Origin of the sequence: Rheinheimera soli (genome assembly GCF_031457405.1) — a bacterium.
GTDB classification, from domain to species: Bacteria; Pseudomonadota; Gammaproteobacteria; order Enterobacterales; family Alteromonadaceae; genus Pararheinheimera; species Pararheinheimera soli_A.
Genome location: NZ_JAVDWR010000001.1, coordinates 852,723 through 877,963 on the forward strand (window position 1 = coordinate 852,723; position 25,241 = coordinate 877,963).

Here is a 25,241-nt window from a genome sequence, read left to right on the forward strand (position 1 = left end):
CCTTTGTCCCGCGACCCATTACAGTAAAAAACGCGGGTATCTTGTTGATTTAAGGGAAAAAAGCTTTTTATGACAAATTTGGCCAAAGAAATTGTTCCCATTAATATCGAAGAAGAATTAAAGAATTCTTATCTCGATTATGCAATGAGCGTTATTGTGGGGCGTGCCTTACCGGACGTAAGGGACGGTTTAAAGCCAGTTCACCGTCGCGTTTTGTTTGCGATGAAAGAGTTAGGCAACGACTGGAATAAAGCCTACAAAAAATCTGCCCGTGTCGTCGGTGACGTCATAGGTAAATACCATCCACACGGTGACAGTGCTGTATACGACACTATAGTTCGTATGGCTCAGCCTTTCTCCTTACGTTATATGCTGGTTGACGGTCAGGGTAACTTCGGTTCAGTAGACGGTGACTCAGCAGCAGCAATGCGTTATACCGAAGTGCGTATGTCGCGTATCGCTGGCGAATTATTAGCCGACCTGGATAAAGAAACAGTCGACTTCGTGCCTAACTACGACGGCACTGAAATGATCCCGGCTGTATTACCTACTAAAATTCCAAACCTGCTGGTGAACGGTTCGTCCGGTATTGCAGTAGGTATGGCGACCAATATTCCGCCACACAATTTAAATGAAGTGATTGATGCCTGTCTGGCATTAATTGCCAATCCGGATATCAGCATTCCTGAACTGATGGAACTGATGCCAGGACCAGATTTCCCGACAGCCGCTATTATCAATGGCCGTCGTGGTATTGAAGAAGCCTACCGTACCGGTCGTGGCAAGGTGTATATCCGTGCCAGAACTCACATTGAAACCGACGAAAAAACCGGTCGCGAAACTATTGTTGTTGATGAGATCCCTTATCAGGTCAACAAAGCCCGTTTGATTGAAAAAATCGCCGAGCTGGTGAAAGAAAAACGCATCGAAGGTATTTCAGCATTACGCGACGAGTCTGATAAAGACGGTATGCGTATTGTTATTGAAGTCAAACGTGGCGAATCGTCAGACGTTTTAATTAACCACTTGTATACCCAAACTCAGATGCAAACTGTGTTTGGTATCAACATGGTTGCCCTGGATCAGGGCCAGCCGAAGTTGATGGGCTTAAAACATATGCTGCAATGTTTTGTGTTGCACCGCCGTGAAGTGGTGACACGCAGAACAGTCTATGACTTACGTAAAGCCCGTGACCGTGCTCATATCTTAGAAGGCCTGGCCATTGCTCTTGCCAACATTGATGAAATTATTGATTTAATCAAAAACTCATCAAGCCCGGCCGATGCAAAACAAGGTTTAGTGGCTCGTGGCTGGCAGTTAGGTGATGTCAGCGCCATGTTAGAACGTGCAGGTGAAAACGCCGCCCGTCCTGAATGGCTGGAAGAACATTTTGGCATTCGTGATGGCGAGTATTTCCTGACGGAACAACAGGCTCAGGCGATCTTAGATTTACGTTTACACAAACTGACTGGTCTGGAACATGAAAAAATTCTGGACGAATACAAAGAGTTATTACTGCTGATTGCTGAGTTATTACACATTCTGGGGAGCCCGGAGCGTTTAATGGAAGTGATCTGTGAAGAGTTAGAAGCAGCGAAAGCCCAATATGGTGATGCCCGTCGTACTGAAATTCAGGACAACGCGATGGATATCAACATGGAAGACTTGATCACTGAAGAAGACGTAGTCGTGACTCTGTCGCATTTAGGCTACGCCAAGTATCAGGCTCTGTCTGACTATGAAGCTCAGCGTCGTGGTGGTCGTGGTAAAGCGGCAACTACAGTCAAAGATGAAGACTTTGTCGACCAGCTTTTGATCGCAAGCACCCATGATACGATTTTGTGCTTCTCCAACCGTGGTCGTCTGTACTGGATGAAGGTGTATCAATTACCGCTGGCCTCCCGTCAGGCACGTGGTAAGCCAATAGTAAACTTACTGCCACTGGAAGAAAACGAGCGTATCACTGCTATTCTGCCAGTTCGTGAATACGAAGAAGGCAAGTATGTGTTTATGGCCACTGCCAACGGTACTGTGAAGAAAACGTCATTAACTGAATACTCTCGTCCACGTAGTAACGGCATTATTGCTGTGAACCTGAACGAAGGCGATCAGCTGATTGGTGTGGATATCACAGACGGCAACAGCCAGATCATGTTGTTCTCTGACGACGGCAAAGTAGTACGCTTTAAAGAAGATCAGGTCCGTCCAATGGGCCGTGGAGCTACAGGTGTTCGCGGTATCCGCTTACGCGAAAACGGCTCTGTAGTGTCATTGATTGTTCCGAAGAGCGAAGGCGCTATTCTGACGGTGACTGAAAACGGCTACGGTAAACGTACCGCATTGCAGGAATACCCAGAGAAGAGCCGTGCCACTCAAGGCGTGGTCTCTATTAAAGTCTCCGAACGTAATGGTCTGGTGGTCGGTGCAGTACAAGTGAACGCGCTGGATGAAATCATGCTGATTTCTGACAAAGGCACACTGGTACGGACCCGCGTCAGCGAAGTATCACAAGTAGGCCGTAACACCGCTGGTGTTATTCTGATCCGCACCATTGAAGGTGAAAAAGTAGTAGGTGTACAACGCATCGACGAAATTCAGGATCAGGACGAAGTAGCAGCCGCAGAAGCGGAAGCTGCAGCCTTAGCCGCACAAAATCCGACAGAGGATACTGTAGCGGACGGCGAAGAAGAGTAAGACTGTGAATAAGGGGCCAGATCACATTACTTAAAAAATAATGTGATCTGGCCCCTTTTTTATTTCTGTCTTTTGCAAAGTACGCTACAGTAGCGGCTGTTTAGAAAGAGCCGTCCAGACGTCAGAATTATTCGTTGACAGCACTTTTAGTGATAAACCCAAGGCCACAACAATAAAGATCATCCCAAGATGACCCAAAGCCGTTTTCTAATTTTTTTCATTCGATAAAGCGTTGTAACAGGAGCAAGAGATGACCACCTATAACTTTTGTGCTGGCCCGGCTATGTTGCCGGTGGAAGTGATGCAACAGGCACAGGAAGAGTTGATCAACTGGCATGGTCGCGGCTGCTCCATTATGGAGATGAGTCACAGAGGCAAAGATTTTATGCAGGTTGCGGCTCAGGCAGAGCAGGATCTGCGCGATTTATTGTGCATACCGGCAAACTACAAAGTGCTGTTTATGCACGGTGGCGGGCGCGGTCAGTTTTCCGCTGTGCCACTGAATTTAGCCAAAACCGGTGTCAGTGCTGATTATATAGTCTCAGGTGCCTGGTCTAAGGCGGCTGTTGAAGAAGCTGAAAAATTCACCGCGCTAAAGGCTCAGGCTATTCAGTTTAAGCAAGATGGTCTGCGTACTTTAGTGCCGGCATCCGATTGGCAGTTGAATGATAACGCCAGCTTTGTACATTTTTGCCCAAACGAAACAGTAGATGGGATGGAGTTTATCGACTTACCGAGCACCAAAGCCCCCTTGGTCGCCGATCTGTCATCCACCATCTTGTCTCGTCAGATTGATGTCAGCCGTTATGGCGTGATTTACGCCGGTGCCCAGAAGAATATAGGGCCTTCAGGTTTAACCCTTGCCATAGTGCGCGAAGACTTGTTACCCGCCAAAGGCAGCAGTATTCCAAGCGTTTTGGATTATCGGTTGGCTGCTGACAACGACAGTATGTTTAATACACCGCCCACATATGCATGGTATCTTGCTGGTTTAGTCTTCCAGTGGCTAAAGCGTCAGGGTGGCGTAGAGGCTATGCAACTGCGTAACAGACTCAAAGCCGAAACTTTATATGGCTACATCGACCAAAGCGATTTTTATCGTAATGACGTGGCGCCACAATTCCGCTCATCGATGAACGTGCCGTTTTTATTAGGTGACGAAACACTGAACGACTTGTTTGTCAGCGAAGCCGAGACCAATGGTTTGTTGGCATTAAAAGGCCATCGTATGGTGGGCGGTATGCGCGCCAGTATCTACAACGCTATGCCATTTGAAGGCGTACAAACTTTAGTAACCTTTATGAAAGAATTTGAGCGGGTGCACGGCTGATGAAAACTTTAACCTTAGAGCCTATCGCTAAAGTGGAAGGCGTGGTGCATTTACCCGGTTCAAAAAGTATCTCCAATCGCGCTTTATTACTGGCCGCTTTAGCCAAAGGCACAACCCGTATCACCAATTTGCTCGATAGCGACGACGTCAGCCATATGCTCAATGCCTTAACAGCACTTGGCGTACAGTTTTCGCTATCTGCTGATAAAACAGTGTGCGAAATCACGGGTGTAGCTGGCGTATTTCAGCATAAAGAGCCGTTAGAACTGTTTTTAGGTAATGCCGGCACAGCGATGCGCCCCTTAACTGCAGCTCTGGCTGTATCCCATGTTGATGTAACCTTAACAGGTGAGCCGCGGATGTACGAACGTCCTATTGGCCATCTGGTGGATGCCTTGCAGCAGTGGAATGCCGATATTGAGTATCTGCAGCACAAAGACTATCCGCCGCTGCGTATTCGCGGTAAAGCCCTTGTTGGCGGTAAAATCAATATTGATGGCTCAGTTTCCAGTCAGTTTTTAACCGCAGTGTTGATGGCCGCGCCTTTATTGTCGGGTGACAGCGGAATTATCATTAGTGGCGAGCTGGTGTCTAAACCATACATTGATATCACGCTGGCCTTGATGGCTCGTTTTGGTGTCTCTGTTGAGAACAAGAACTATCAAAGTTTTGTCGTCAAAGGCAATCAGCAGTATCAGTCACCGGGAGATTTTCTGGTGGAAGGAGATGCATCTTCTGCCTCTTATTTCCTTGCCGCTGCTGCTATTAAAGGCGGCACGATAAAAGTCACAGGCATTGGCAAAAATGCAGTGCAGGGTGATATTCACTTTGCCGACGCATTAGAAGCCATGGGAGCGACGGTCGACTGGGGTTATGATTATATTTCGGTTACCCGTAACCAGCTCAAAGGCATAGACCGTGATTATAACGCTATACCTGATGCAGCCATGACCATTGCGACCACAGCTTTATTTGCTGAAGGACCAACAGCAATCCGCAATGTCTACAACTGGCGCGTCAAGGAAACCGACCGTCTGAATGCTATGGCGACGGAACTGCGTAAAGTAGGTGCTGAAGTGGAAGAAGGTGAAGATTACATCTTGATCACGCCACCAGCACAACTGAAACATGCCAGCATAGCGACTTACAACGATCACCGTATGGCGATGTGTTTCTCTTTGGTTGCATTAAGTAACACTGCGGTAACTATTGAAGACCCGGATTGTACCCGTAAAACTTTTCCTCAATACTTTGAAGTATTTAGCACTCTTAGTACTTTAGCTTGAAAAATAACGCGTAACCCAAATGGTTACGCGCGCCCTTTATTAAACCGCGCTTTTTGTCATTTATTTCTGTATAATGCCGCATCTTTTTGTGTGTTCGACTGTTTTGGAGGCAGAATGCAACAAGCGCCGGTAATTACCATTGATGGACCAGGTGGCTCAGGGAAAGGCACTATTTGCCGTTTAGTTTCCCAAAAACTGGGCTGGCATCTGCTGGATAGCGGAGCGATTTATCGTGTATTAGCTTTGGCTGCTATCCATCATCAAATAGGCCCTTCTGACGAAGAAGCATTACAGCCTCTGGCTGCTCACCTTGACGTACAGTTTACTTGTGATGAACAAGGCAATACCCGGGTTACGCTGGAAGGCGAAAATGTTACTCATACCATACGTACTGAGGAAGTAGGTTCAGTGGCCTCTAAAATTGCCTCTTTGCCGCGGGTACGTGAAGCCTTATTACGCCGCCAACGTGCCTTTAAAGAAGCGCCGGGCTTAGTCGCAGATGGCCGTGATATGGGAACTGTAGTGTTCCCACAGGCAGAAGTTAAAATCTTTTTAACAGCCGATGCGTCAGAGCGCGCCAGACGGCGTTATTTAGAGTTGAAAGAAAAGGGCCATGATGTTAACATCGGCGACCTTTTGAGCGAAATACAGGCCCGTGACGAACGGGATATGAATCGCGCCGTAGCGCCTTTAAAGCCTGCAGACGATGCATACATGCTGGATTCGACCAATAAATCCATTGAACAAGTGTTGGACGAGGTTCTCAACGTCTGTAAAAAGTTGAACCAGGCCTAGACCTTCACGTTGGACAGCTTGTCGCAAGGAAGATGACAAGTTAACTTAGCAACCCCATGACACAGGACTGTGCGTGGAGCACTTAAACTGAAAAAGTGAATATGACTGAAAATTTTGCACTACTGTTTGAGGAAAGCCTCAAGACTATCGAAACTCGCCCTGGTTCTATCGTTAAAGGAACCATCGTTGCTATCCATAAAGACGTAGTACTGGTTGACGCCGGTCTGAAATCTGAAGCAGCAATCCCGGTTGAACAATTCAAAAACCTGGCTGGCGAGATTGAAGTGAGCGTTGGTGACATCATCGACGTAGCTCTGGACGCGGTAGAAGACGGTTTCGGTGAAACCTTATTATCTCGCGAAAAAGCTAAACGCCATGAATCCTGGGTTCGCCTGGAAAAAGCTTGTGAAGATAAAGTTACTGTTATCGGTATCATCACTGGCAAAGTTAAAGGCGGTTTCACTGTCGAAGTGGATGGTATCCGTGCATTCCTGCCTGGTTCATTAGTTGACGTGCGTCCGGTACGTGACACATTACACTTAGAACACAAAGAACTTGAGTTCAAAGTAATCAAATTGGATCAGAAGCGTAACAACGTGGTTGTATCACGTCGTGCTGTGATCGAATCTGAAAGCAGTGCTGAGCGCGATACACTGTTACAAAACTTAGAAGAAGGCATGGAAGTTAAAGGTATCGTTAAGAACCTGACTGACTACGGTGCATTCGTAGATTTAGGTGGCGTTGACGGTTTACTGCACATCACTGACATGGCTTGGAAACGTGTTAAACACCCAAGCGAAATCGTCAATGTTGGCGACGAAATCCCAGTTAAGGTTCTGAAGTTTGACCGTGAGAAACAACGTGTTTCTTTAGGTCTGAAGCAAATGGGTGAAGATCCATGGGCAGCTATCGCTTCACGTTACCCAGAAGGTGCTCGCATCACTGGTCGCGTAACTAACCTGACTGACTACGGCTGCTTCGTAGAAATCGAAGAAGGCGTTGAAGGTTTAGTACACGTTTCAGAAATGGACTGGACTAACAAAAACATCCACCCATCTAAAGTTGTTAACTTAGGTGATTCAGTGGAAGTTATGGTTCTGGAAATCGACGAAGAACGTCGTCGTATTTCTTTAGGTCTGAAACAATGTAAAGCCAACCCATGGGAAGAGTTCGCGAAGGGCTTCAACAAGGGTGACCGCGTATCTGGTAAGATCAAGTCAATCACTGACTTCGGTATCTTCATCGGTTTAGACGGTGGCATCGACGGTTTAGTACACCTGTCAGACATCAGCTGGAATTCAACTGGCGAAGACGCTGTACGTGAATTCAAGAAAGGCGACGAAGTACACGCAGTTGTGTTACAAGTTGACCCAGAGCGCGAGCGTATCTCTTTAGGCATCAAGCAATTAGACGAAGACCCGTTCAACGGCTACCTTGCTGATAACAAAAAAGGTGCTATCGTTAAAGGCAACGTAACTGCAGTTGACGCGAAAGGCGCTACTGTAATGCTAGAAGGTGGTGTTGAAGGTTACGTTCGCGTATCTGACATCGCTCGTGAGCGTATCGAAGACGCTACTACAGTATTAAAAGTTGGTGAAGAAGTAGAAGCTCGCCTGATGGGTGTTGACCGCAAAAACCGCGTAATCAGCCTGTCAATCAAAGCGAAATTCGAAGCTGAAGAAAAAGAAGCTATGGACACGATCAAAAAGCAGGATGATACTGATTTTGGTGGTAACGCTATGGCCGAAGCATTCAAAGCTGCTCAAAAAGCTGACTAATTGATGCTTGTATAGAAGGACTGGAGCACAGGCTCCGGTCCTTCATTCTACTGATACAGCGGAGGGTCCATGACCAAATCTGAATTGATCGAAAAACTGTCTACTGATTTTTCTCATGTCCAGGTGAAAGACATCGAATCTTCAGTCAAAGAAATTCTGGAACAAATGGCCACCTCACTAGCGAATAACGAGCGTATCGAAATTCGTGGTTTTGGTAGTTTTTCTCTTCATTACCGCGCACCTCGTGTAGGTCGCAATCCAAAAACCGGCGATAAAGTGGAATTAGATGGCAAATACGTGCCTCATTTCAAACCGGGTAAAGAATTACGTGACCGGGTGAAAACTAACACCTGATCTCTTTTCAGCTAAAAAACGGGGTTGACGGAGTTTTGACCAGATTTTTTTATGTTGTCTTTATTATTGCCCTGATTGTTTTCGGGCTTATTCTGGGTTCCCTCAATCAGCAAGTTGCTGAATTTAATTATCTTATTGCAAAAACAGAACTCAGAGTGGTGGATATCTCCGCTCTGTTTTTAGTTGCTGGTTTTCTGCTTGGCCTGAGTGTGTCTATGGCCTTTATCCTGAAGGCAAAAACCAAAGGTTGGTTTGCTAAATCTTCTGATAAAACCTGATCCCTATGCTGGAACTGTTATTTCTGTTACTTCCTGTCGCCGCCGCTTATGGCTGGTTTATGGGGCGAAACAGCGAAAAACAAAAAGAGCTTAAGGGCAGGGCTTCTGTCACTAAAAACTTATCCTCGGGCTTAAATTTCCTGCTGACAGATCAGGAAGACAAAGCTATTGAGCAGTTATTGCAATTGCTTGATGTTGAAGCCGCTACTATTGATACTTATCTCGCATTAGCCAACCTGTTCCGTCGTCGTGGTGACTGGGACAAGGCCATTCGTATCCATGAAAAACTACATCAATTAAAACTACCCAAACAACAGGCACAAAAAATACAGTTTGAGCTGGCCAAAGATTACTTCAGCGCCGGTTTATACGACAGGGCCGAACCTTTACTAAGCGCTCTGGTTCAGGCCGAAAGCATTCGTGAAGCTGTTTTAAAACAGCTGTTTAGCTTATTTACTGCCACTCATGAATGGCAAAAAGCCATGGATTTCCGTGCTGTAGTAGAGCAGACAGACTCCAGATCCTTACGTATTGGTGTGGCGAATTTTAGCTGTGAAGCCTGGCGTAAAGAACCAGCACCAAGTGATGCGTACCGGCAGTTGATCCAACGTTATCCAATCTCCTTGCGGCCCAAATACGAACTGGCAAAAAAACTCATTACAGAAGAAGAGTTTACCGAAGCACGAGAGCTGTTGCTGGCGATACTGCAACAACGACCTCAATGGGCTGCTGAGCTATTGCCTTTAGTGCAACAGACAACACCAGAACCAGCAGAGTGGCAAACACTTCTGACGGAACTGAGCCGTAAACACAAAAACATCAGCGCGACGGCAGAGCTGGCACAGTTTTATGCGCAAGGCGAAAACCTGCTGCAGGCAGAGAACTTGCTAACTGATAAACTCAGACAGCAGCCGAATATTCGCTTATTTTTAAAATTTATTCAAATCAGACGGTTACAAAACCCGTCTGAGTCACATTTGGCTGAAATAGAACAAATGGTACAGGCTTATCTGGATACTAAAGTGCTGTATCATTGCCGCAATTGTGGTTTTAAAACCAAACAACCTTATTGGCTTTGTCCGTCTTGCCAGCAGTGGGAAACGGTAGAGCCAATGACCGGCATTGACGGTCGCTGATCTGACAAAGAAGAGAACCTGATGAATAACACCAGTCCTATAGTGGTCGCATTAGACTTTGAACAAAAATCCGCAGCACTGAATTTAGTCAGCCAACTTGACCCGGCTTTATGTCGCTTAAAAGTCGGCAAAGAGATGTTTACTCACTTTGGCCCAGACTTTGTCAAAGAGCTGCATCAGCGCAAGTTTGACGTTTTTTTAGACCTGAAATTTCACGATATTCCAAATACAGTGGCTAAGGCCGTTAAAGCCTCTGCAGATTTAGGCGTGTGGATGGTGAACGTACATGCATCTGGTGGCAGCCGGATGATGATTGCAGCCCGTGAAGCCTTAGAAAGCTTCGGCAAAGAAAAACCTCTGCTGATAGCTGTAACCGTATTGACCAGTATGGAGCAAAGTGATTTAACAGAACTGGGTATCAATTTAACGCCACAACAGCAGGTAGTCAGGCTGGCAGGGCTGGTGGATAAATCAGGCCTGGATGGCGTGGTTTGTTCTGCACAAGAAGCTGTTGAATTAAAACAGCAATTTGGTAAAGAATTCTGCTTAGTGACCCCTGGGATCCGACCATCTTTTGCCACTGCTGATGATCAAAAAAGGGTGATGACTCCAGCTGATGCATTAAAGGCTGGTGTAGACTATATGGTGATAGGGCGCCCAATTACCAAAGCTGCCGATCCGTTATCCGCTTTACAACAAATCTACCGGGAGATTTACCCCGCGCATTAAGAAAAAAGGAGCTTTTATTTGGATGCAGTGAATTTAACAATCCTGGTTGCAGGGGCTCTGTTTTTCTCCAGTATCGTTGCCACTCTGATCTCGGCGCGCTTAGGTGCGCCTTTATTATTAATTTTCCTCGTCATTGGCATGCTGGCTGGTGAAGACGGTGTGCTGGGCATCAAGTTCGGCAATCCTGATGTTGCTCTGCTGATTGGCTCTATAGCTCTTGTGATCATCCTGTTTGATGGTGGTATGCGTACCCATCCTGACAGAGTTCGCGTGGTCTTAGCGCCTGCAGCGGTATTAGCAACTTTGGGTGTAGTACTGACCTGCGGCATTTTAGGCGTCGCAGCCTCTTATCTGTTTGATTTGACCTTGCTCGAAGGCTTACTGCTGGGCGCCATCTTAAGCTCAACTGACGCCGCTGCGGTATTTTCTATCTTTCAGTCTGCCGGCTTAAATATTAAAGAGCGGGTGGCCTCGACACTGGAAATAGAGTCGGGTAGTAACGACCCTATGGCTGTGATGCTGACTTTCACTCTGGTTGGGGTTTTAGCAGGCCAAAGCGAATTGAACTGGTCTTTGTCGACTGTATTCTTTCAGCAGGCCATAGTGGGCGCAGCTGTGGGTTATGGAGCAGGGCGCTTCTTTGTTTTTCTTTGCCGAAAACTACCATTAAGTGCTGCATTTTTCCCTTTATTGGCCGTCTCTTACGCATTGCTGATTTTTGGTCTAACCAACCAATTTGGTGGTAGCGGCTTTCTGGCTGTGTATTTAATGGGCTTCTTAATAGGCAACGCCCGTTTACCCCAAATTCAGCAAATATTGCGTATGCACGACGGTTTAGCCTGGTTGAGTCAAATCATAATGTTTCTGATGCTGGGTTTACTGGTAACGCCAAGCAAACTGATGGAGCACGCCATTCCTGCTTTACTACTGGCATTGGTGATGATTTTTATCGCCAGGCCCATAGCTGTGTTTTTAAGTCTGGTACCTTTTCATTTTCCAAAGAAAGATCAGTTATTTATCAGTTGGGTAGGGCTTCGTGGTGCTGTGCCTATTATTCTGGCTTTATTCCCATGGCTGGCTGGCGTGCCGAATAAAGATTTGTACTTTAACGTCGCGTTTTTCGTGGTGATTGTATCGTTACTTATTCAGGGCTGGTCTATAGCTCCTGTAGCACGCTGGCTGAAGCTGGAAGTACCACCAGAACCGGGTCCGGATCACTCCATGACACTGGATAGCGTCGACAGTAATGATTTGTTGCAGGTGTTGTCCTTTAAAGTCGGCAAAGGTTCACCTATTGTCGACAGCGACTGGCAGCAACTGAATATGTCGCCGGATGTCAGCTATTTAGGTGTACTGCGTAAAGGAGAATGGCTTAACGCTGAGCAAAGCCCAAGCTTCCAGCTCAATGATATGCTGCTGGTATTAAGCAAAGCCAAAGATGTAAAAGCGGTGAGTGACAAAGTGTCTACCAGTGCAGAACAAACCTCGTTAGATAAACTGGACTTCTTCGGAGACTTTATACTTAACGGTGAAATTACCTTAAACGAGCTGGATGGCTTCTACAGCATTACATTTGCAGAAGATCAGGACCTGACACAAAGTCTGTCCGAATACATTACCGAGAAATTCCACAGACGTGTAGTAGTTGGCGATCAGGTACAGCTTGACCTGCTGGTCCTAACCGTACGACAAATTGACGATCAGGACCAAATACTGCAGGTGGGTATTAAGTCGGCTTAATCTAAAGAAATAAGCCTTATGCCGGATAAATGAGTTTAATCAGGCATAAGGCGTTAATACTGTTTGAACATAGGAATTAGGGTGGCGAGTTAAGGTTGATCATTCAACCATAACATCCAATTTAACATAATAATCATTATGTGCCACTATGCATATTGAAGGCAAAGGGAAAATATCTATACTTATCAATCAGATATCAGATTTTCACATGACTGTTGTTCTGCTGCTTATCTGTTATTACTTTCGATATAAACCTCTATTTGCAGCGTTAAACTCGTTAATTAGAACACATGCCTAAGCTAAACAGGAAAACCATACACATCAACGTCTATGGTTTCCTGATCAAGATGAAGATTAATTCCGTGAAATTAGTTTAATACCGTCATCGTAACATTCAGTTGTTTTGTCAGAATCCGACATCACCTGGATATGATCAAAGCCACCGGCTGGCGCTGACTTCTTCAGCACCTCAGTAAAATCATCGGCTATATCGCTGATTTCATCACCTTTTTGTTCTAGAGCCGCAAAATGTGGCTTGTAGCCTTTGGTCACTTCGTGAATTTCTCCGGCTAGTTTTTGCTGCTCAGCCATTTTGACTTTGTCTATACGAATACTGTGTTCATCTTCCTGATGGACAAGATCTGCAAGCTCAGCCATACGTTCGCTGTGTTGCTCCATTTCAAGCTCAAAGGCTTTCAAAGGTAAATGCAACTCTTGCATTTGTTGCTCAACAGCTTCTAAGCGTTGGTAAGCAGCGAATTCATCTGTGGTCATAGCACGTTGCTGTATCACTTTGCAGTTTTTAATAAAGGCAATTTGTTGAGGTGCAGCAGTAAGGTTTGTCGTATCGGTTTCAGCCTGAGCTGTACAGCCAACAGTGATTGCAATAGCAACAGATAACAATGTGCAGGTAAAGGTTTTTTGATATTTCATGACAGGCTCCAGTGGTTCTCTTATGACTAAGTCGGAGCAGCATTAAAAATAGTTGGACAGGAAAAACAAAAAAGTTGGTTTAATAGCTAACTCACTGATTAAACCAACTTTTTATTTAAAGCTTTTGAGCTGAAAACTTAGTTACCACTGACTCGCTTGTATTGGCGGTATTCTGGTTTCCAGAAATTGCGTTCAATTTTTTGCAGTAATTCATCGTCACTGATCTCCAGTGCCAGGCCTTGCTTTTGTGCAATTTTAGCCACTTCAAATGCGATTTTTTTGCTCAGCTCAGACAATTCAGACAAAGCCGGCAGTAAAGAACCCTGCCCTGTATTGGCTAATGGCGACGCAGCAGCTAAAGTTTCGCTGGCGATACGTAACATATCATCGCTGATGCGGCTGGCTTTCACAGCAACTACACCTAAACCAATGCCAGGGAAAATGTACGAGTTATTACACTGCGCAATATGGTAAGTCTGGCCTTTGTGAGTCACTGGCTTAAACGGACTGCCGGTGGCGATAATCACTTTACCATCTGTCCACTTGATCACTTGCTCAGGTGTGGCTTCCACTTGTTTCGACGGGTTACTTAACGGGAAAATAATCGGCAATTCACAGTGTTTCTTCATTGCCGTGATCACTTGCTCAGTGAACAAGCCTGGCTGGCCAGAAACACCAATTAAGATATCCGGTTTAGCGCAGTTCATCACATCCAGTAAAGAAGCGTATTCGCCACTGTATACCCAGTCTGCCAAATCTGATTTTTTCTGCATCAGAGCTTGCTGGAAATCACGTAAATCCGCCATGCCTTCGGTTAACAAACCAAAACGGTCAACCATATAAACTTGTTTGCGCGCAGTCGCATCATCCAAACCTTCGGTTTTCATTTGGCTGATGATTTGTTCGGCAATACCACAACCGGCAGAGCCTGCGCCGACAAAAACCACTCGTTGTGACGAGAGTTTCATGCCTTTACTGCGACAGGCCGCCAATAAAGACCCAACTGTGACAGCTGCAGTGCCCTGAATATCATCGTTAAAGCAGCAATATTCGTCGCGGTAACGTTTTAGGATAGGCATGGCGTTTGGCTGAGCGAAGTCTTCAAACTGAACTAAAGCTTCTGGCCAACGGCGTTTTACTGCTTTCATAAACTGATCAATAAAGGCGTCATATTCTTCGCCGGTAATACGTTTATGTTTAGAACCCATATAAACCGGGTCATTCAGCAGTTTTTCGTTGTTAGTACCTACGTCCAGCATCACAGGTAAGGTATAAGCTGGGCTAATACCACCGCAGGCTGTATATAAAGACAACTTCCCTATGGAAATGCCCATACCACCAACGCCCTGGTCGCCTAAGCCCAGCACACGTTCGCCGTCTGTCACTACTATTACTTTGACTTTTTTCTTGGTGACGCTACGCAGTATGTCGTCCATATGCTCACGTTCGCTGTAGGAGACAAAAATACCACGGGCGCTGCGATAGATAGCAGAGAAACGCTCACAGGCATCCCCTACTGTTGGCGTATAAATCACCGGGATCATTTCTTCCAGATGCTCTTTCACCAGACGATAAAACAAAGTTTCGTTTTTATCGTGAATGGCGCGCAGATAAATATGCTTGTTGATCGGCTCAGCAAAGCTTGAATATTGCATATAAGCACGAGCCAGTTGCTGCTCAATAGTTTCGTAACGTGGAGGCAATAAACCAATCAGGTTAAAGGCAATACGTTCTTCTTTAGTAAAGGCGCTGCCTTTATTCAACAATGGAGTTTCTAATAAAGCCGGACCTGCGTAGGAGGTATAAAGAGGTTGTTTTGTACTCATGGGGATCTCTCAAAATTAGCCTGCTGGCTCAAATTGCTGCCGATCATAACAGGTCTGACTGAGGCAGCAACCTCACTTCAGGTAAAGTGTTGTTAAATGACGATCATTTCACGCTGGTCAGACCTGAAATACGCCATTTTCAGTCTTATCTTTTGAATTTAGTCTCCAAAATCACCGAAGAGTTGGTACGCTCTACTCCATCCAGATTGCCGATTTCATCCAAAATATGACTCAATTGCTCAGTAGTTTGAGCTTGTACTACAGCTATTAAGTCATATTCTCCGCTGATGGCATATAACTCGGAAATCTGACTGATTTGTTTTAACTCTATATTGGTTTTTGTCGTCAGTTTTTGCCGCACTTTAATAGCGACATGAGCTGAGACCAACTGGCTTAAAAACGCACTGCCATATTCCAGTACATAACCTTTGACCACCCCGCTTTGTTCTAACCTTTGTAAGCGGTTTTGCACTGTACTGCGGGACACATTCAGTGCTCTGGCTAAATCAGAAATACTGGCTCTGGCGTTACGACGTAACATACCCAGTAACTTTTCGTCGTCCAAACTTATCACTTTGCTCAACCACCTTATCAAAATGCCAGAATTAACTGTAATATTGTTAATAATGCTACTGCATATTGGTAGGTCTGGCCAATATAATAAATGAAATTCCTTAAGTTACCCTGTGTTTCCGGGTGATCCACAAAAAGTATAAAGGCAGAACAACAATGCAAGTCAGCAGATCCTTATTCGATGAAGTTATGGTTCCTAACTACGCACCGTCAGCGGTGATCCCGGTCAAAGGTTTAGGTTCAAAAGTCTGGGATCAGACAGGTCGTGAGTTTATCGACTTTGCAGGCGGTATAGCGGTGAACTGTTTAGGCCACTGCCACCCTGCTTTAGTCAGCGCATTAAAAGATCAGGCCGATAAGTTATGGCACTTATCGAATGTGATGACCAACGAGCCAGCCCTTATTCTGGCGCAAAAGCTGGTGAACGCTACCTTCGCTGAAAAAGTCTATTTTGCTAACTCAGGTGCAGAAGCCAACGAAGCAGCCTTAAAGCTGGCGCGTCGCTTTGCGAAAAATGAATTTGGTGATCACAAAACTCAAATCATCGCCTTTAAACAAGGTTTCCACGGCCGTACGTTTTTTACTGTCACAGTGGGCGGCCAGCCTGCCTATTCAGACGGTTTTGGTCCAAAACCTGCCGATATAGTGCATGCTGAATACAACAACCTGGCAAGCTTAGAAGCACTTATTTCCGACAATACCTGTGCTGTGATGCTAGAGCCATTGCAAGGTGAAGGCGGGATCATCACTCCAACTGCGGAATTTATCCAGGGTGTGGCTGCTTTATGTAAAAAGCACAATGCGCTGATGATATTTGATGAAGTGCAATCTGGTGTCGGCCGTACTGGTGAGTTATATGCCTATATGGGCTTGGGCGTCGTGCCTGACATTCTGACTACAGCCAAGGCATTAGGTGGCGGTTTCCCTATAGGTGCTATGCTGACAACCACAGCTATCGCTAAGCACTTAGTAGTGGGTACCCATGGCTCTACTTATGGCGGTAATCCGCTGGCCTGTGCTGTAGGTATCGCTGCTTTTGATACAGTGAATACGCCTGAAGTATTAAATGGTGTGAAACACCGCGAGCAGTTATTCCGCGACGGTTTAAATGCAATTAACGCTAAATACGATGTATTCAGTGAAATTCGTGGTCAAGGCCTGCTGATTGGTGCTGCACTAAACGAAAAATACCAGGGCAAAGCCCGTGACTTTATGCTGGCTGCTGCCGACGAAGGTTTAATGATGTTAGTGGCGGGTTACAGCGTTCTTCGTATGACTCCGTCTTTGGTTATTCCGGAAGCGGACATTGCCGAAGGTTTAAAACGTTTTGAAAAAGCTGTCGCCAAGATGGTCCAGGCCTAAAGCCATTGAAGGGAGTTCGTTGAGCTCCCTTATCTTATTAAGCAGCTACAACGCAGGAATACTGAATTTATGTTGTTGATCCGTCCTATCCGACAATCGGATTACCCTGTCCTGATGCAAATTGCCGTTGAATCAGGTGCTGGTTTTACCTCTTTGCCGGTCAATGAGCAAAAACTGCAGGCCAAAATTGCCCGTTCTGAGCAAAGCTTTGCAACAGCCGTTGAGACTATGGGCGATCAGGGGTATGTATTTGTGCTGGAAGATACCAGCACAGGGGAAATTGTAGGCACTTCAGGCATTGAAGCCTCGGTTGGCCTGGAAAACCCCTTGTACCATTTCCATAAAAGCACAGTAGTGCACCACTCCAAAGAGCTGGATGTATTTAAACAAGTCGAAGTGCTGACCATGTGTAATGACTACACTGGAGTCTCTGAAATTTGTACTTTATTTTTACGTGAGCCTTACCGTCAGGGTTTAAACGGCCGCTTTTTATCCAAAGTACGTTTTTTGTTTATGGCTGAACACCCCAAACGCTTTTCGAAAATGGTGATTGCCGAAATGCGTGGTGTGGCCGACGATTCTGGCCTGCCACCATTCTGGAAATGGCTGCAGTCCTATTTTTTCAGCATCGACTTCCCTACGGCTGACTACATGATTGGTGTCGGCAACAAAGGTTTTATCGCCGATTTGATGCCACGCCACCCTATTTACGTCAGCTTACTGCCGGAATCTGCGCAGCAAGTCATAGGTGAAGTGCATGAAAACACCAAACCTGCTTTGGCACTACTGGAAAACGAAGGTTTTTTCCACCGCGGTTATGTCGATTTATTCGACGGTGGACCAACGGTTGAATGCCAATTGAAACAAATTAAATCTGTGCGTAACAGCCATAAAATTAAAGTACTGGTTGCGCCTGTTGAAGGTAATGCAACTCTCGCTATTTGTAACACTCACACCGCTAATTTCCGTGCTGTGTTCAGCAAAAATGCGCTACTGAATGACAACCACGAACTGGTGATTAGTCCAGAGCTTGCTGAAGCGCTGATGGTTGCCAATGGTGATTTTGTGCGTTACCTCTCCTTAGAAAAGGCAGTGAAATGATTGAAGTGAATACAAAAGCACCTGCAAAAGCTGCAGTGCAGTTTATCGAAGGCCAATGGCAAGCAGGTTTTGGCCTTGCTTTTCAGTCTGTAAATCCGGCTACAGGCCAAGTGATTTGGCAAGGTAATGGCGCAGATGAAGCTCAGGTGCATCAGGCTCTGAAAGCAGCACGTCAGGCATTTTATGGCTGGTCGACACTTTCACTGGTACAACGTCTGGTTGTGATCGAAAAATTTGCGGCCCTGTTGCAGGAAAATACTGAAACCATGGCTCGCACCATCGCCGAAGAAACTGGTAAAGCCTTATGGGAAAGCCGTACTGAAGTCGCAGCTATGATTGGCAAAATTGCGATATCCAAACGCGCCCACGAAGAGCGTACCGGCACAGTGGAAAACCCTATGCCAGGCGCTAAGGCTTTTATCCGCCATAAGCCTCATGGTGTAGTTGCGGTATTTGGTCCTTATAACTTTCCTGGTCATTTGCCTAATGGTCATATAGTCCCTGCTCTCATTGCTGGTAACGTTGTGGTGTTTAAGCCATCAGAATTGACGCCAAAAGTAGCTGAATACACAGTGCAGTTATGGCAACAAGCGGGTTTACCTGCAGGCGTACTGACTTTATTACAAGGTGAAGTGGCAACGGGCAAAGCTTTGGCCGCTCATCCTCAGTTGGATGGTTTGTTTTTCACCGGTAGCTCCGGTACAGGTCATTATTTGCATCAGCAATTTGCAGGTCAGCCGGGGAAAATTCTGGCGCTGGAAATGGGTGGTAATAACCCGTTGATTATCAAAGATGTGGCCAATGTAAAAGCTGCAGTGCATGACATCATTCAGTCGGCTTTTATCAGTTCAGGTCAGCGCTGCACCTGTGCCCGCCGTTTGTTTGTGCCAAATACAGCCAATGGTGACGCCATTTTGTCTGAACTGGTTGCAGCAACAAAAAACATTCGGGTCGCCGACCCTTTTGCCACAGAGCAACCTTTTTACGGCGCTATGATTTCTGCCAAAGCAGCAGAAGGCATGGCTAAAGCTCAGCAACAGCTGGTTGCTATGGGTGCTAAGGTTCTGGTTGAGCTCACTTTACCTGAAGCCCATGGCGCTTATGCAACTCCTGGTATTCTGGATGTGACAGATATTGTGGGTATTCCTGATGAAGAGCATTTTGGTCCACTGTTAAAAGTCTATCGTTACGATGATTTTGAACAGGCTATTACTGAAGCGAATAACAGCAAATATGGTTTATCTGCAGGCTTACTGGCTGATTCAGCTGAAGATTATCAGCTGTTTTTCCAGCGCATTCGTGCAGGCATAGTCAACTGGAACAAACCTATTACCGGCGCATCCAGCGCAGCACCTTTTGGTGGTATAGGCGCCAGTGGTAACCACAGAGCCAGTGCTTATTATGCAGCTGACTATTGTGCTTACCCTGTCTCATCAGTTGAAGCTGAACAGGTGATATTGCCGGCCACTTTAAGTCCGGGTTTAGTGCTGTAAAGCTGAACCAGATCAAAACAATAAGCCGGTAAAGTAGCTACACTTGCCGGCGTAAACACCATAATCAACAGAGCAGGACCCGTTATGCATACTGATGTGAAAGAACTGTTTAACCAACTCTGGGCAAATTACCTGGAAGTGACTCCTTCTGCGAAAAAAATTCACGCCATTTTAGGCTCATCGCAACAGGATGATGTGATCAACGATCACATCGCACTTCGTACTTTTAATATCGAAAAAGTAAGCCTTGAAAAGCTGGCGGCTCACCTGTTGGCTTTAGGTTATACCGAAGGTGGCGAATACCACTTTGAAGCAAAAAAACTGTATGCCAAACACTTTGAGCACACAGATCCAACCTTGCCAAAAGTGTTTATTTCCGAGCTACTGCTAGAAAAATGCTCTGAAGAGCTGCAAAGCATTGTGCGCAAACTGGTTGATCAAATCCCGGAAGCCGCAGTGACCGCAGATAATTTCCTGTACTCAGGCCGTCACTGGACTATTGATCAGCAAAGCTATGAAACGTTATTGGCAGAAAGTGAATATGCCGCCTGGATGTCCGTCTGGGGTTACCGTGCTAACCACTTCACCGTCAGCGTCAATGCACTGAACAACTATGAAACCTTAGAGTCAGTGAATCAGGCTTTAAAAGATGCAGGCTTCCCGTTAAACACCTCTGGTGGCGAAATCAAAGGCACGCCAGAAGTCTTGCTGGAACAGTCTTCAACTTTAGCAGACGAAGCACCGGTTCAGTTTACGGATGGCACCCGTAATATCCCAAGTTGTTTTTACGAATTTGCCCGTCGTTACCCTATGGCCAATGGCCAGTTGTACGGTGGTTTTGTTGCAGCTTCTGCGGATAAAATTTTTGAAAGTACTAACGTTCGTTAATAGGCTCTGGTCATTCTGACTAATAAAGGCTGGATAAATATCCGGCCTTTATTTTTTTCCAATACTGCTGTGCTGCTTCAACCTGATAACCTTGAGACAAAACATTCATAAAACCATGAGGATAAGGCGCAAGGCTTTGCTTTACATTCGTTTTATGTTTCAAAGCATCCATCAGTTCCAACACAGAAAAATGCGTTTCTTCAGAAAATATCAGCTCCGTTGGATACAGAGGCTGAAGATGAGTCATCTGACGGATTTGCCCGCCATAAAATCCAACACAAGCTTTGACTGTCAGATGTTCAAGCGCAAGACTAGCCCAGCATGCAGCAGCTCCGGCGCTAAAACCCACTAAAAATACCGGCTCTGTCTGTGCTTTGAGCACCTCGCCCACTGCGTTGCGGTATGCCTCTATGCCGCAATGATCCAGAAAATACTGATAGGCCTCTTGATCATCAGCGAACACAGGAGGTTGATGATCATAAGGCTGCACACAAAGATAATCCGAACCTAGCTGGTCAAACTGCAAAAGCACTTCAGGCTGGGCACCAAAAATATCAGTCACTATCACCAGTCGCATGCTGTTTGTCCTTCTCAAAACAAATTCACCGGAAGTTTTAAATACACAGTGCCATTGTCTTCTGCCGCAGGAAACTGCCCTGCCCGCACATTCACCTGTACCGAAGGCAAAATAAGCTTTGGCATGCCAAGGGTTTTGTCTCTGCTGGTTCGCATACTGACAAAACTCTGTACACTGACTCCTTGTTTTAAATGAATATTTTTCTGTTTTTGTGCTGCTACTGTGGTCTCACAGACAAACTCTTCCCGGCCTGGAGCTTTGTAGTCGTGGCATAAAAACATTCGGGTTTGATCCGGCAATTGATACAACTTTTGCACTGAGTGATACAAAGTGGCTGCATCGCCTCCAGGGAAATCGCAGCGGGCTGAACCATAGTCCGGCATAAACAAGGTATCACCGACAAACACCGTATCGCCTATGCAATAACTGACACAAGCAGGCGTATGACCTGGAGTATGGATTACAGAGCAGTTTAGGGTTCCCAACATAAAGTCTTCCCCATCGGCAAATAGTTTGTCAAAAGCTGAACCGTCTGTTTTTAGATCGTTGAGGTTAAACACCTGGCCAAACAGTTGCTGCACTTCGGTAATGCGTGAGCCTATGGCAATACGGCCCCCCAGCTGTTGTTTCAGAAAAGGCGCAGCAGATAAGTGATCGGCATGCACATGAGTTTCCAGCAGCCATTGCACCGTCAGGTTATGTGCTTTCACCTTAGTGATGATTCGCTGTGCGAAGCTCGTGCTGGTGCTACCCGACGCTGCATCAAACTCTAATACCGGATCGATAACCGCAGCTTCTTTGCTTAAAGGATCCCAAACCAAATAACTGTAGGTAAAGCTTTGAGGCTCAAAAAAAGCATGGACAACAGGCTGTTGCATAGGTCACTACTCTATATGGACTGGCCAGAATTTGGCTTATCTTAGCAAAGCTTATTTATTCCATAAAGATATAAGATTATTCCTTTAAATTTGTTTGACGAGCACTAAATAGCCATCTACACATCCAATCAAGGTTTTGTCATAATTTTGCAATCCCCCTTCTCTACTCTGCCTGTGCCTGAAACTTAGCGGAGATAGAAGTCGTATGAATATCGCCAGAAAATTAACCCTCGGAGCCGGTGTCCTGACGGTCATGGCTGTGATTTTGTCCGCCAGCACCAGCGGTTTATTAGCCTTAAAAGACAGTTCAGATGCAGTGCAGCAAAGTGCAGAGCAACAATTTCAGGCCCTGGCAGCAAGCAGACATACCATGCTGCTTACCCAGCTCGATAGCCAGCAGCAATTACTCAATGCACTGGCGCACAACCGCCTGACACAAGAAGCTATTTACAGTTTTAAAAATCCTTTTGTGTCCTACCGTTATGAAGTGTCAGCCCCTAATCTGGATGGATTAAAACAACAGATGGCAGACTGGTACAACACGAAATACCAGCCCTACTTTCAGGCGCAAACTCAAGGCTTGTCGGTCAATACCAGTGCATGGCTGGAAAAATCCAAATTTGAAACTTTATTACTGCAAAAATTTTATGTTGCAGAAAACCCACAGCCTTTGGGTAAACAGCAGTTGCTGGAGGATCGCAGTGACGGTTCTGTCTATGGCCAGCAGCATAAAAAATACCACAGCAGTTTTAAAGAAATAGTCGACCGTTACGGCTTTCAGGATTTAATGCTGGTCGATGCCAACAGTCTGGACGTCTTGTATAACGTCAATAAAGGGCCGGTTTTTGCCAGCAATTTGCAAAACGGAGCTTTTGCTGACAGCCAACTGGCAAACTTAGTTAAAAACTTAAAGCAAAAACCTAAAGCAGGTTTACAGATCTCTGCCATCACAGCCTTTACCGGCGCTTTTCAGCAACAAGTGTTGTTTTTTGGTGTGCCTGTGTTTCATCCCAATAGCGCCGACACTCCAATTGGATTTTTAATAGCTCAGTATCCGGTCAGTCGTTTCACAGATTTGATGACCGGAAATCAAAAGTGGCAGGATTTAGGTTTAGGCGAAACCGGTGATTTGTATCTGGTTGATCAGGACCAGAAACTGGTGACCGAATTAAGGCCTTATCTGACGGATAAAAGCCGCTTTACAGCACAATATCCTGAGTTGAAAGCCGGTCCTTATGGTTTAGGTGGCCATACCAAATTAGACTTGCCACAAGTGAAAGCAGCGCTGGCCGGCCAATCCGGTGTCGCTGAAGCTGAAGATTACCGGGGTGTAGATTCATTGATAAGCTGGCGTCCTCTGCAGATAGGTCAGCAGCAGTATGCGCTTATTGTGCAGCAAGACTTATCAGAGAGTATGGCGGCTGTCAGCACGATCAGAACCAACCTGGTTTTAAGTACCCTGCTCTCAGTGCTGTTGCTTGGAATACTGGTGGTGTTGCTGGTTTATATCTTAGCGCGACGTTTTGCCAGACCCATGCTGGCATTACATCAACGTATCGAAGCATCTGCCCAGTCCCATGATCTGACAGTGCGCTTTGATTTGCAGTCTGAAGATGAGTTGGCGGATATTGGTGCTGCTTTGAATAAACTCTTTGGAGCTTTTCGATCCCTGGTGGCAAAACTGTCCAGCACTTCTGAGCAAAGCGCTTCAGCTGCCACTCAAAACCTGCAAATTAGTCTGGAATGTAAAAGTTCAGCTATGCAACAAGGCGCGGCTATCAGTCATTTGCTGCAGCAATCTCAAAGCCTGGATCAGCAACTGCAACATTCAGCGGATCAGTTACGTCGTTCAGCCAGTCAGGCGAATCATGCCAACCAACAGGCTGACTCTGGTTATCAGGCGGTAGATCAGGTCGCCAGTTCAATGCGTCATCTGGCCGAGCAAGTCAGTTCATCCAGTCAGAGCATGGATCATTTACGCTCTGCCGCCACTGATATAGTCACTGTGCTTGATACCATCAAAGGTATTTCAGAACAAACTAACCTTTTGGCGCTCAATGCGGCCATTGAAGCCGCCAGAGCTGGCGAACATGGCCGCGGTTTTGCGGTTGTAGCAGATGAAGTAAGGCGTTTATCAGGCAGCACCCGCCAGGCAACTATGGAAATTCAGCAAATGCTGGATCGCTTAATGAGCACAGTGGATGAAACTGCTTTGGATTTAGCCAAAGAGCGACAAAGTGCTGAGCTTTGTGTCACAGGCTCGGAGCAGGCCTTGCAAGCTTTAGGAGATATTAAGCAGCTGATTGCAGAGGTTAGCACTGAGACAACCAAGATAGCCCAGGCCAGTGAGCAGCAATATCAGCACAATCAGCAGATGCGTGATGAACTGACAGCTGTACAAGGTTTAGCAGCTCATACCGAACAAGCGATGGCTGAATTAAACATGACGGCAAAAGAGCAGGAAAAACTGGCGACTGAGTTATTAAGTAACGCCAGAGCCTTTCGGGTTTAACTGGTCCCGATACAAAAAGCCCCGGCACATGCAGGGGCTTTTCACATTTTCCTATTTATACTCAGCTGTAATTAGCCTTCAAAGGAGCGGCTTTGCAGCGCATGAATACGTTTATCCAGCGGCGGATGGCTCATAAAAAGCTCTGAAGGCGCAGCTTTAGTGGCCAGACCAAAAGCCGTCATTGAACCTTGTAACTGGCTTTCATTGTTACCTTTTAAGCGTTGCAACGCAGCGACCATGTTTTCAGCCCCCACTAAACGGGCTGCACCAGCATCGGCTTTGTATTCACGCTGACGGGAAAACCACATCACAATAATACTTGCGAGCACACCAAAGATCATTTCCAGCACAAACACAGTGATCATATAGCTGATACCGCCACCCTGACTTTCTTCTTCGTCATTGGAGCGGAAAAAGTTATCAATAATTCCGGCAACCACCCGGGCAAAGAAAATAACAAAGGTATTCACTACACCCTGGATCAGAGTCAGGGTCACCATATCACCGTTGGCGACGTGTGATACTTCGTGCGCCAACACAGCTTCGGCTTCCTGCTGTGTCATCGCATGCAATAAACCTGTGCTGACAGCCACCAGTGCATTATTACGGCTCATGCCTGTGGCAAAAGCATTAATTTCCGGTGAGTCGTAAATCGCCACTTCAGGCATACCAATGCCAGCTTGTTTTGCCTGACGCTGCACAGTGCTAACCAGCCAATGCTCAGTTGCATTCGACGGCGTTGTGATCACCACAGCACCTGTCGAACGTTTTGCCATCCACTTGGACATAGCCAAAGAAATAAAGGAGCCACCAAAACCAAACACAGCAGCAAATATCAATAAACCACCCATGCTGCGGTTATCTATACCAAAAACTTTAAACACAATACTCAAAACGATACTCAGCACTAACATCACAGCTAAGTTCGTGATTAAAAATAGCACTATACGTTTCATAACAACCTCTGTAATTCGGAAA

The 25,241-nt window shown here is 46.0% G+C and carries 21 protein-coding genes; 15 read left to right on the top strand and 6 right to left on the bottom strand.

The annotated features are described in order from the left end of the window. Window positions 1–69 precede the first annotated feature (69 nt). From gyrA to J2W69_RS03895, 10 genes are all read left to right on the top strand, one after another. Window positions 70–2,694: a DNA topoisomerase (ATP-hydrolyzing) subunit A gene (gene gyrA / locus J2W69_RS03850; RefSeq protein ID WP_233079398.1), complete on the top strand. Its 2,625-nt coding sequence runs from the start codon at window positions 70–72 to the stop codon at window positions 2,692–2,694. 250 nt (window positions 2,695–2,944) lie between these two features. After that, on the top strand, window positions 2,945–4,024 hold the full coding sequence (gene serC / locus J2W69_RS03855; protein ID WP_310274727.1) for a 3-phosphoserine/phosphohydroxythreonine transaminase: 1,080 nt from the start codon (window positions 2,945–2,947) through the stop codon (window positions 4,022–4,024). Beyond that, entirely contained in the window at window positions 4,024–5,310 is a 1,287-nt protein-coding gene (gene aroA, locus J2W69_RS03860) for a 3-phosphoshikimate 1-carboxyvinyltransferase (protein WP_310274730.1), read from the top strand. Before serC ends, aroA begins: the two co-directional genes overlap by 1 nt. Window positions 5,311–5,424: 114 nt before the next feature. Further along, a complete protein-coding gene (cmk, locus tag J2W69_RS03865) occupies window positions 5,425–6,105 on the top strand; it encodes a (d)CMP kinase (protein ID WP_310274732.1) in 681 nt (226 codons plus the stop codon). Between the two features lie 101 nt (window positions 6,106–6,206). Continuing rightward, window positions 6,207–7,883 (top strand): 30S ribosomal protein S1, encoded by a 1,677-nt coding sequence (gene rpsA / locus J2W69_RS03870; RefSeq protein ID WP_008899010.1) that lies wholly within the window; start codon window positions 6,207–6,209, stop codon window positions 7,881–7,883. A 69-nt stretch (window positions 7,884–7,952) separates the two neighbouring features. Continuing rightward, window positions 7,953–8,237: an integration host factor subunit beta gene (ihfB, locus tag J2W69_RS03875; protein WP_008899011.1), complete on the top strand. Its 285-nt coding sequence runs from the start codon at window positions 7,953–7,955 to the stop codon at window positions 8,235–8,237. Between the two features lie 35 nt (window positions 8,238–8,272). Further along, window positions 8,273–8,515: a LapA family protein gene (locus tag J2W69_RS03880; RefSeq protein ID WP_310274735.1), complete on the top strand. Its 243-nt coding sequence runs from the start codon at window positions 8,273–8,275 to the stop codon at window positions 8,513–8,515. A gap of 5 nt (window positions 8,516–8,520) precedes the next feature. After that, entirely contained in the window at window positions 8,521–9,651 is a 1,131-nt protein-coding gene (locus J2W69_RS03885; protein WP_310274737.1) for an N-acetylglucosaminyl transferase, read from the top strand. A gap of 21 nt (window positions 9,652–9,672) precedes the next feature. Next, complete coding sequence (gene pyrF, locus J2W69_RS03890) at window positions 9,673–10,380, top strand: orotidine-5'-phosphate decarboxylase (RefSeq protein WP_310274739.1); 708 nt, start codon at window positions 9,673–9,675, stop codon at window positions 10,378–10,380. A 27-nt stretch (window positions 10,381–10,407) separates the two neighbouring features. Then, window positions 10,408–12,120 carry a potassium/proton antiporter gene (locus J2W69_RS03895; protein ID WP_310275083.1) on the top strand — a complete coding sequence of 571 codons (1,713 nt, stop codon included), beginning with the start codon at window positions 10,408–10,410 and terminating at the stop codon, window positions 12,118–12,120. A gap of 354 nt (window positions 12,121–12,474) precedes the next feature. Here the strand turns inward: J2W69_RS03895 and J2W69_RS03900 are convergent, their stop codons facing one another. The 3 genes from J2W69_RS03900 to J2W69_RS03910 all read right to left on the bottom strand — a co-directional run bounded on the left by J2W69_RS03900 (window position 12,475) and on the right by J2W69_RS03910 (window position 15,453). After that, on the bottom strand, window positions 12,475–13,053 hold the full coding sequence (locus J2W69_RS03900; protein ID WP_310274741.1) for a hypothetical protein: 579 nt from the start codon (window positions 13,051–13,053) through the stop codon (window positions 12,475–12,477). Between the two features lie 137 nt (window positions 13,054–13,190). Next, a complete protein-coding gene (locus J2W69_RS03905; protein WP_310274742.1) occupies window positions 13,191–14,879 on the bottom strand; it encodes an NAD-dependent malic enzyme in 1,689 nt (562 codons plus the stop codon). A gap of 145 nt (window positions 14,880–15,024) precedes the next feature. Next, complete coding sequence (locus tag J2W69_RS03910) at window positions 15,025–15,453, bottom strand: Lrp/AsnC family transcriptional regulator (protein WP_310274744.1); 429 nt, start codon at window positions 15,451–15,453, stop codon at window positions 15,025–15,027. A gap of 155 nt (window positions 15,454–15,608) precedes the next feature. Between J2W69_RS03910 and J2W69_RS03915 the strand changes: the two genes are divergently transcribed. The 4 genes from J2W69_RS03915 (at window position 15,609) to J2W69_RS03930 (ending at window position 20,296) form a co-directional block, all read left to right on the top strand. Beyond that, window positions 15,609–16,814 (top strand): aspartate aminotransferase family protein, encoded by a 1,206-nt coding sequence (locus J2W69_RS03915; RefSeq protein ID WP_310274746.1) that lies wholly within the window; start codon window positions 15,609–15,611, stop codon window positions 16,812–16,814. A 69-nt stretch (window positions 16,815–16,883) separates the two neighbouring features. Further along, entirely contained in the window at window positions 16,884–17,915 is a 1,032-nt protein-coding gene (gene astA / locus J2W69_RS03920) for an arginine N-succinyltransferase (protein WP_310274747.1), read from the top strand. Beyond that, a complete protein-coding gene (gene astD / locus J2W69_RS03925) occupies window positions 17,912–19,408 on the top strand; it encodes a succinylglutamate-semialdehyde dehydrogenase (protein WP_310274749.1) in 1,497 nt (498 codons plus the stop codon). Before astA ends, astD begins: the two co-directional genes overlap by 4 nt. An 84-nt stretch (window positions 19,409–19,492) precedes the next feature. After that, window positions 19,493–20,296, top strand: a complete 804-nt coding sequence (locus tag J2W69_RS03930; protein WP_310274751.1) for a DUF1338 domain-containing protein — start codon at window positions 19,493–19,495, stop codon at window positions 20,294–20,296. A gap of 19 nt (window positions 20,297–20,315) precedes the next feature. Here the strand turns inward: J2W69_RS03930 and J2W69_RS03935 are convergent, their stop codons facing one another. Both J2W69_RS03935 and J2W69_RS03940 read right to left on the bottom strand, forming a co-directional pair. Continuing rightward, window positions 20,316–20,873, bottom strand: coding sequence for a dienelactone hydrolase family protein (locus J2W69_RS03935; RefSeq protein ID WP_310274753.1), 558 nt, complete (start codon window positions 20,871–20,873; stop codon window positions 20,316–20,318). A gap of 14 nt (window positions 20,874–20,887) precedes the next feature. Further along, window positions 20,888–21,751, bottom strand: a complete 864-nt coding sequence (locus tag J2W69_RS03940) for an MBL fold metallo-hydrolase (protein ID WP_310274755.1) — start codon at window positions 21,749–21,751, stop codon at window positions 20,888–20,890. Window positions 21,752–21,956: 205 nt separating this feature from the next. Between J2W69_RS03940 and J2W69_RS03945 the strand changes: the two genes are divergently transcribed. After that, window positions 21,957–24,263, top strand: a complete 2,307-nt coding sequence (locus J2W69_RS03945) for a methyl-accepting chemotaxis protein (protein ID WP_310274757.1) — start codon at window positions 21,957–21,959, stop codon at window positions 24,261–24,263. Window positions 24,264–24,334: 71 nt separating this feature from the next. Here J2W69_RS03945 and htpX read toward each other — a convergent pair whose 3' ends face one another. Continuing rightward, on the bottom strand, window positions 24,335–25,219 hold the full coding sequence (gene htpX, locus J2W69_RS03950; protein WP_008899027.1) for a protease HtpX: 885 nt from the start codon (window positions 25,217–25,219) through the stop codon (window positions 24,335–24,337). Between the last annotated feature and the right edge of the window lie 22 nt (window positions 25,220–25,241).

Excerpts from the sequence above, each read along its gene's own strand:
- J2W69_RS03935 (WP_310274753.1), bottom strand. The coding sequence starts at position 20,873 with ATGCGACTGGTGATAGTGACTGATATTTTTGGTGCCCAGCCTGAAGTG.
- J2W69_RS03915 (WP_310274746.1), top strand. The coding sequence starts at position 15,609 with ATGCAAGTCAGCAGATCCTTATTCGATGAAGTTATGGTTCCTAACTAC.
- astD (WP_310274749.1), top strand. The coding sequence starts at position 17,912 with ATGATTGAAGTGAATACAAAAGCACCTGCAAAAGCTGCAGTGCAGTTT.
- serC (WP_310274727.1), top strand. The coding sequence starts at position 2,945 with ATGACCACCTATAACTTTTGTGCTGGCCCGGCTATGTTGCCGGTGGAA.
- astA (WP_310274747.1), top strand. The coding sequence starts at position 16,884 with ATGTTGTTGATCCGTCCTATCCGACAATCGGATTACCCTGTCCTGATG.
- htpX (WP_008899027.1), bottom strand. The coding sequence starts at position 25,219 with ATGAAACGTATAGTGCTATTTTTAATCACGAACTTAGCTGTGATGTTA.
- rpsA (WP_008899010.1), top strand. The coding sequence starts at position 6,207 with ATGACTGAAAATTTTGCACTACTGTTTGAGGAAAGCCTCAAGACTATC.
- gyrA (WP_233079398.1), top strand. The coding sequence starts at position 70 with ATGACAAATTTGGCCAAAGAAATTGTTCCCATTAATATCGAAGAAGAA.
- J2W69_RS03940 (WP_310274755.1), bottom strand. The coding sequence starts at position 21,751 with ATGCAACAGCCTGTTGTCCATGCTTTTTTTGAGCCTCAAAGCTTTACC.
- ihfB (WP_008899011.1), top strand. The coding sequence starts at position 7,953 with ATGACCAAATCTGAATTGATCGAAAAACTGTCTACTGATTTTTCTCAT.
- J2W69_RS03905 (WP_310274742.1), bottom strand. The coding sequence starts at position 14,879 with ATGAGTACAAAACAACCTCTTTATACCTCCTACGCAGGTCCGGCTTTA.
- pyrF (WP_310274739.1), top strand. The coding sequence starts at position 9,673 with ATGAATAACACCAGTCCTATAGTGGTCGCATTAGACTTTGAACAAAAA.
- cmk (WP_310274732.1), top strand. The coding sequence starts at position 5,425 with ATGCAACAAGCGCCGGTAATTACCATTGATGGACCAGGTGGCTCAGGG.
- aroA (WP_310274730.1), top strand. The coding sequence starts at position 4,024 with ATGAAAACTTTAACCTTAGAGCCTATCGCTAAAGTGGAAGGCGTGGTG.
- J2W69_RS03885 (WP_310274737.1), top strand. The coding sequence starts at position 8,521 with ATGCTGGAACTGTTATTTCTGTTACTTCCTGTCGCCGCCGCTTATGGC.
- J2W69_RS03930 (WP_310274751.1), top strand. The coding sequence starts at position 19,493 with ATGCATACTGATGTGAAAGAACTGTTTAACCAACTCTGGGCAAATTAC.
- J2W69_RS03900 (WP_310274741.1), bottom strand. The coding sequence starts at position 13,053 with ATGAAATATCAAAAAACCTTTACCTGCACATTGTTATCTGTTGCTATT.
- J2W69_RS03945 (WP_310274757.1), top strand. The coding sequence starts at position 21,957 with ATGAATATCGCCAGAAAATTAACCCTCGGAGCCGGTGTCCTGACGGTC.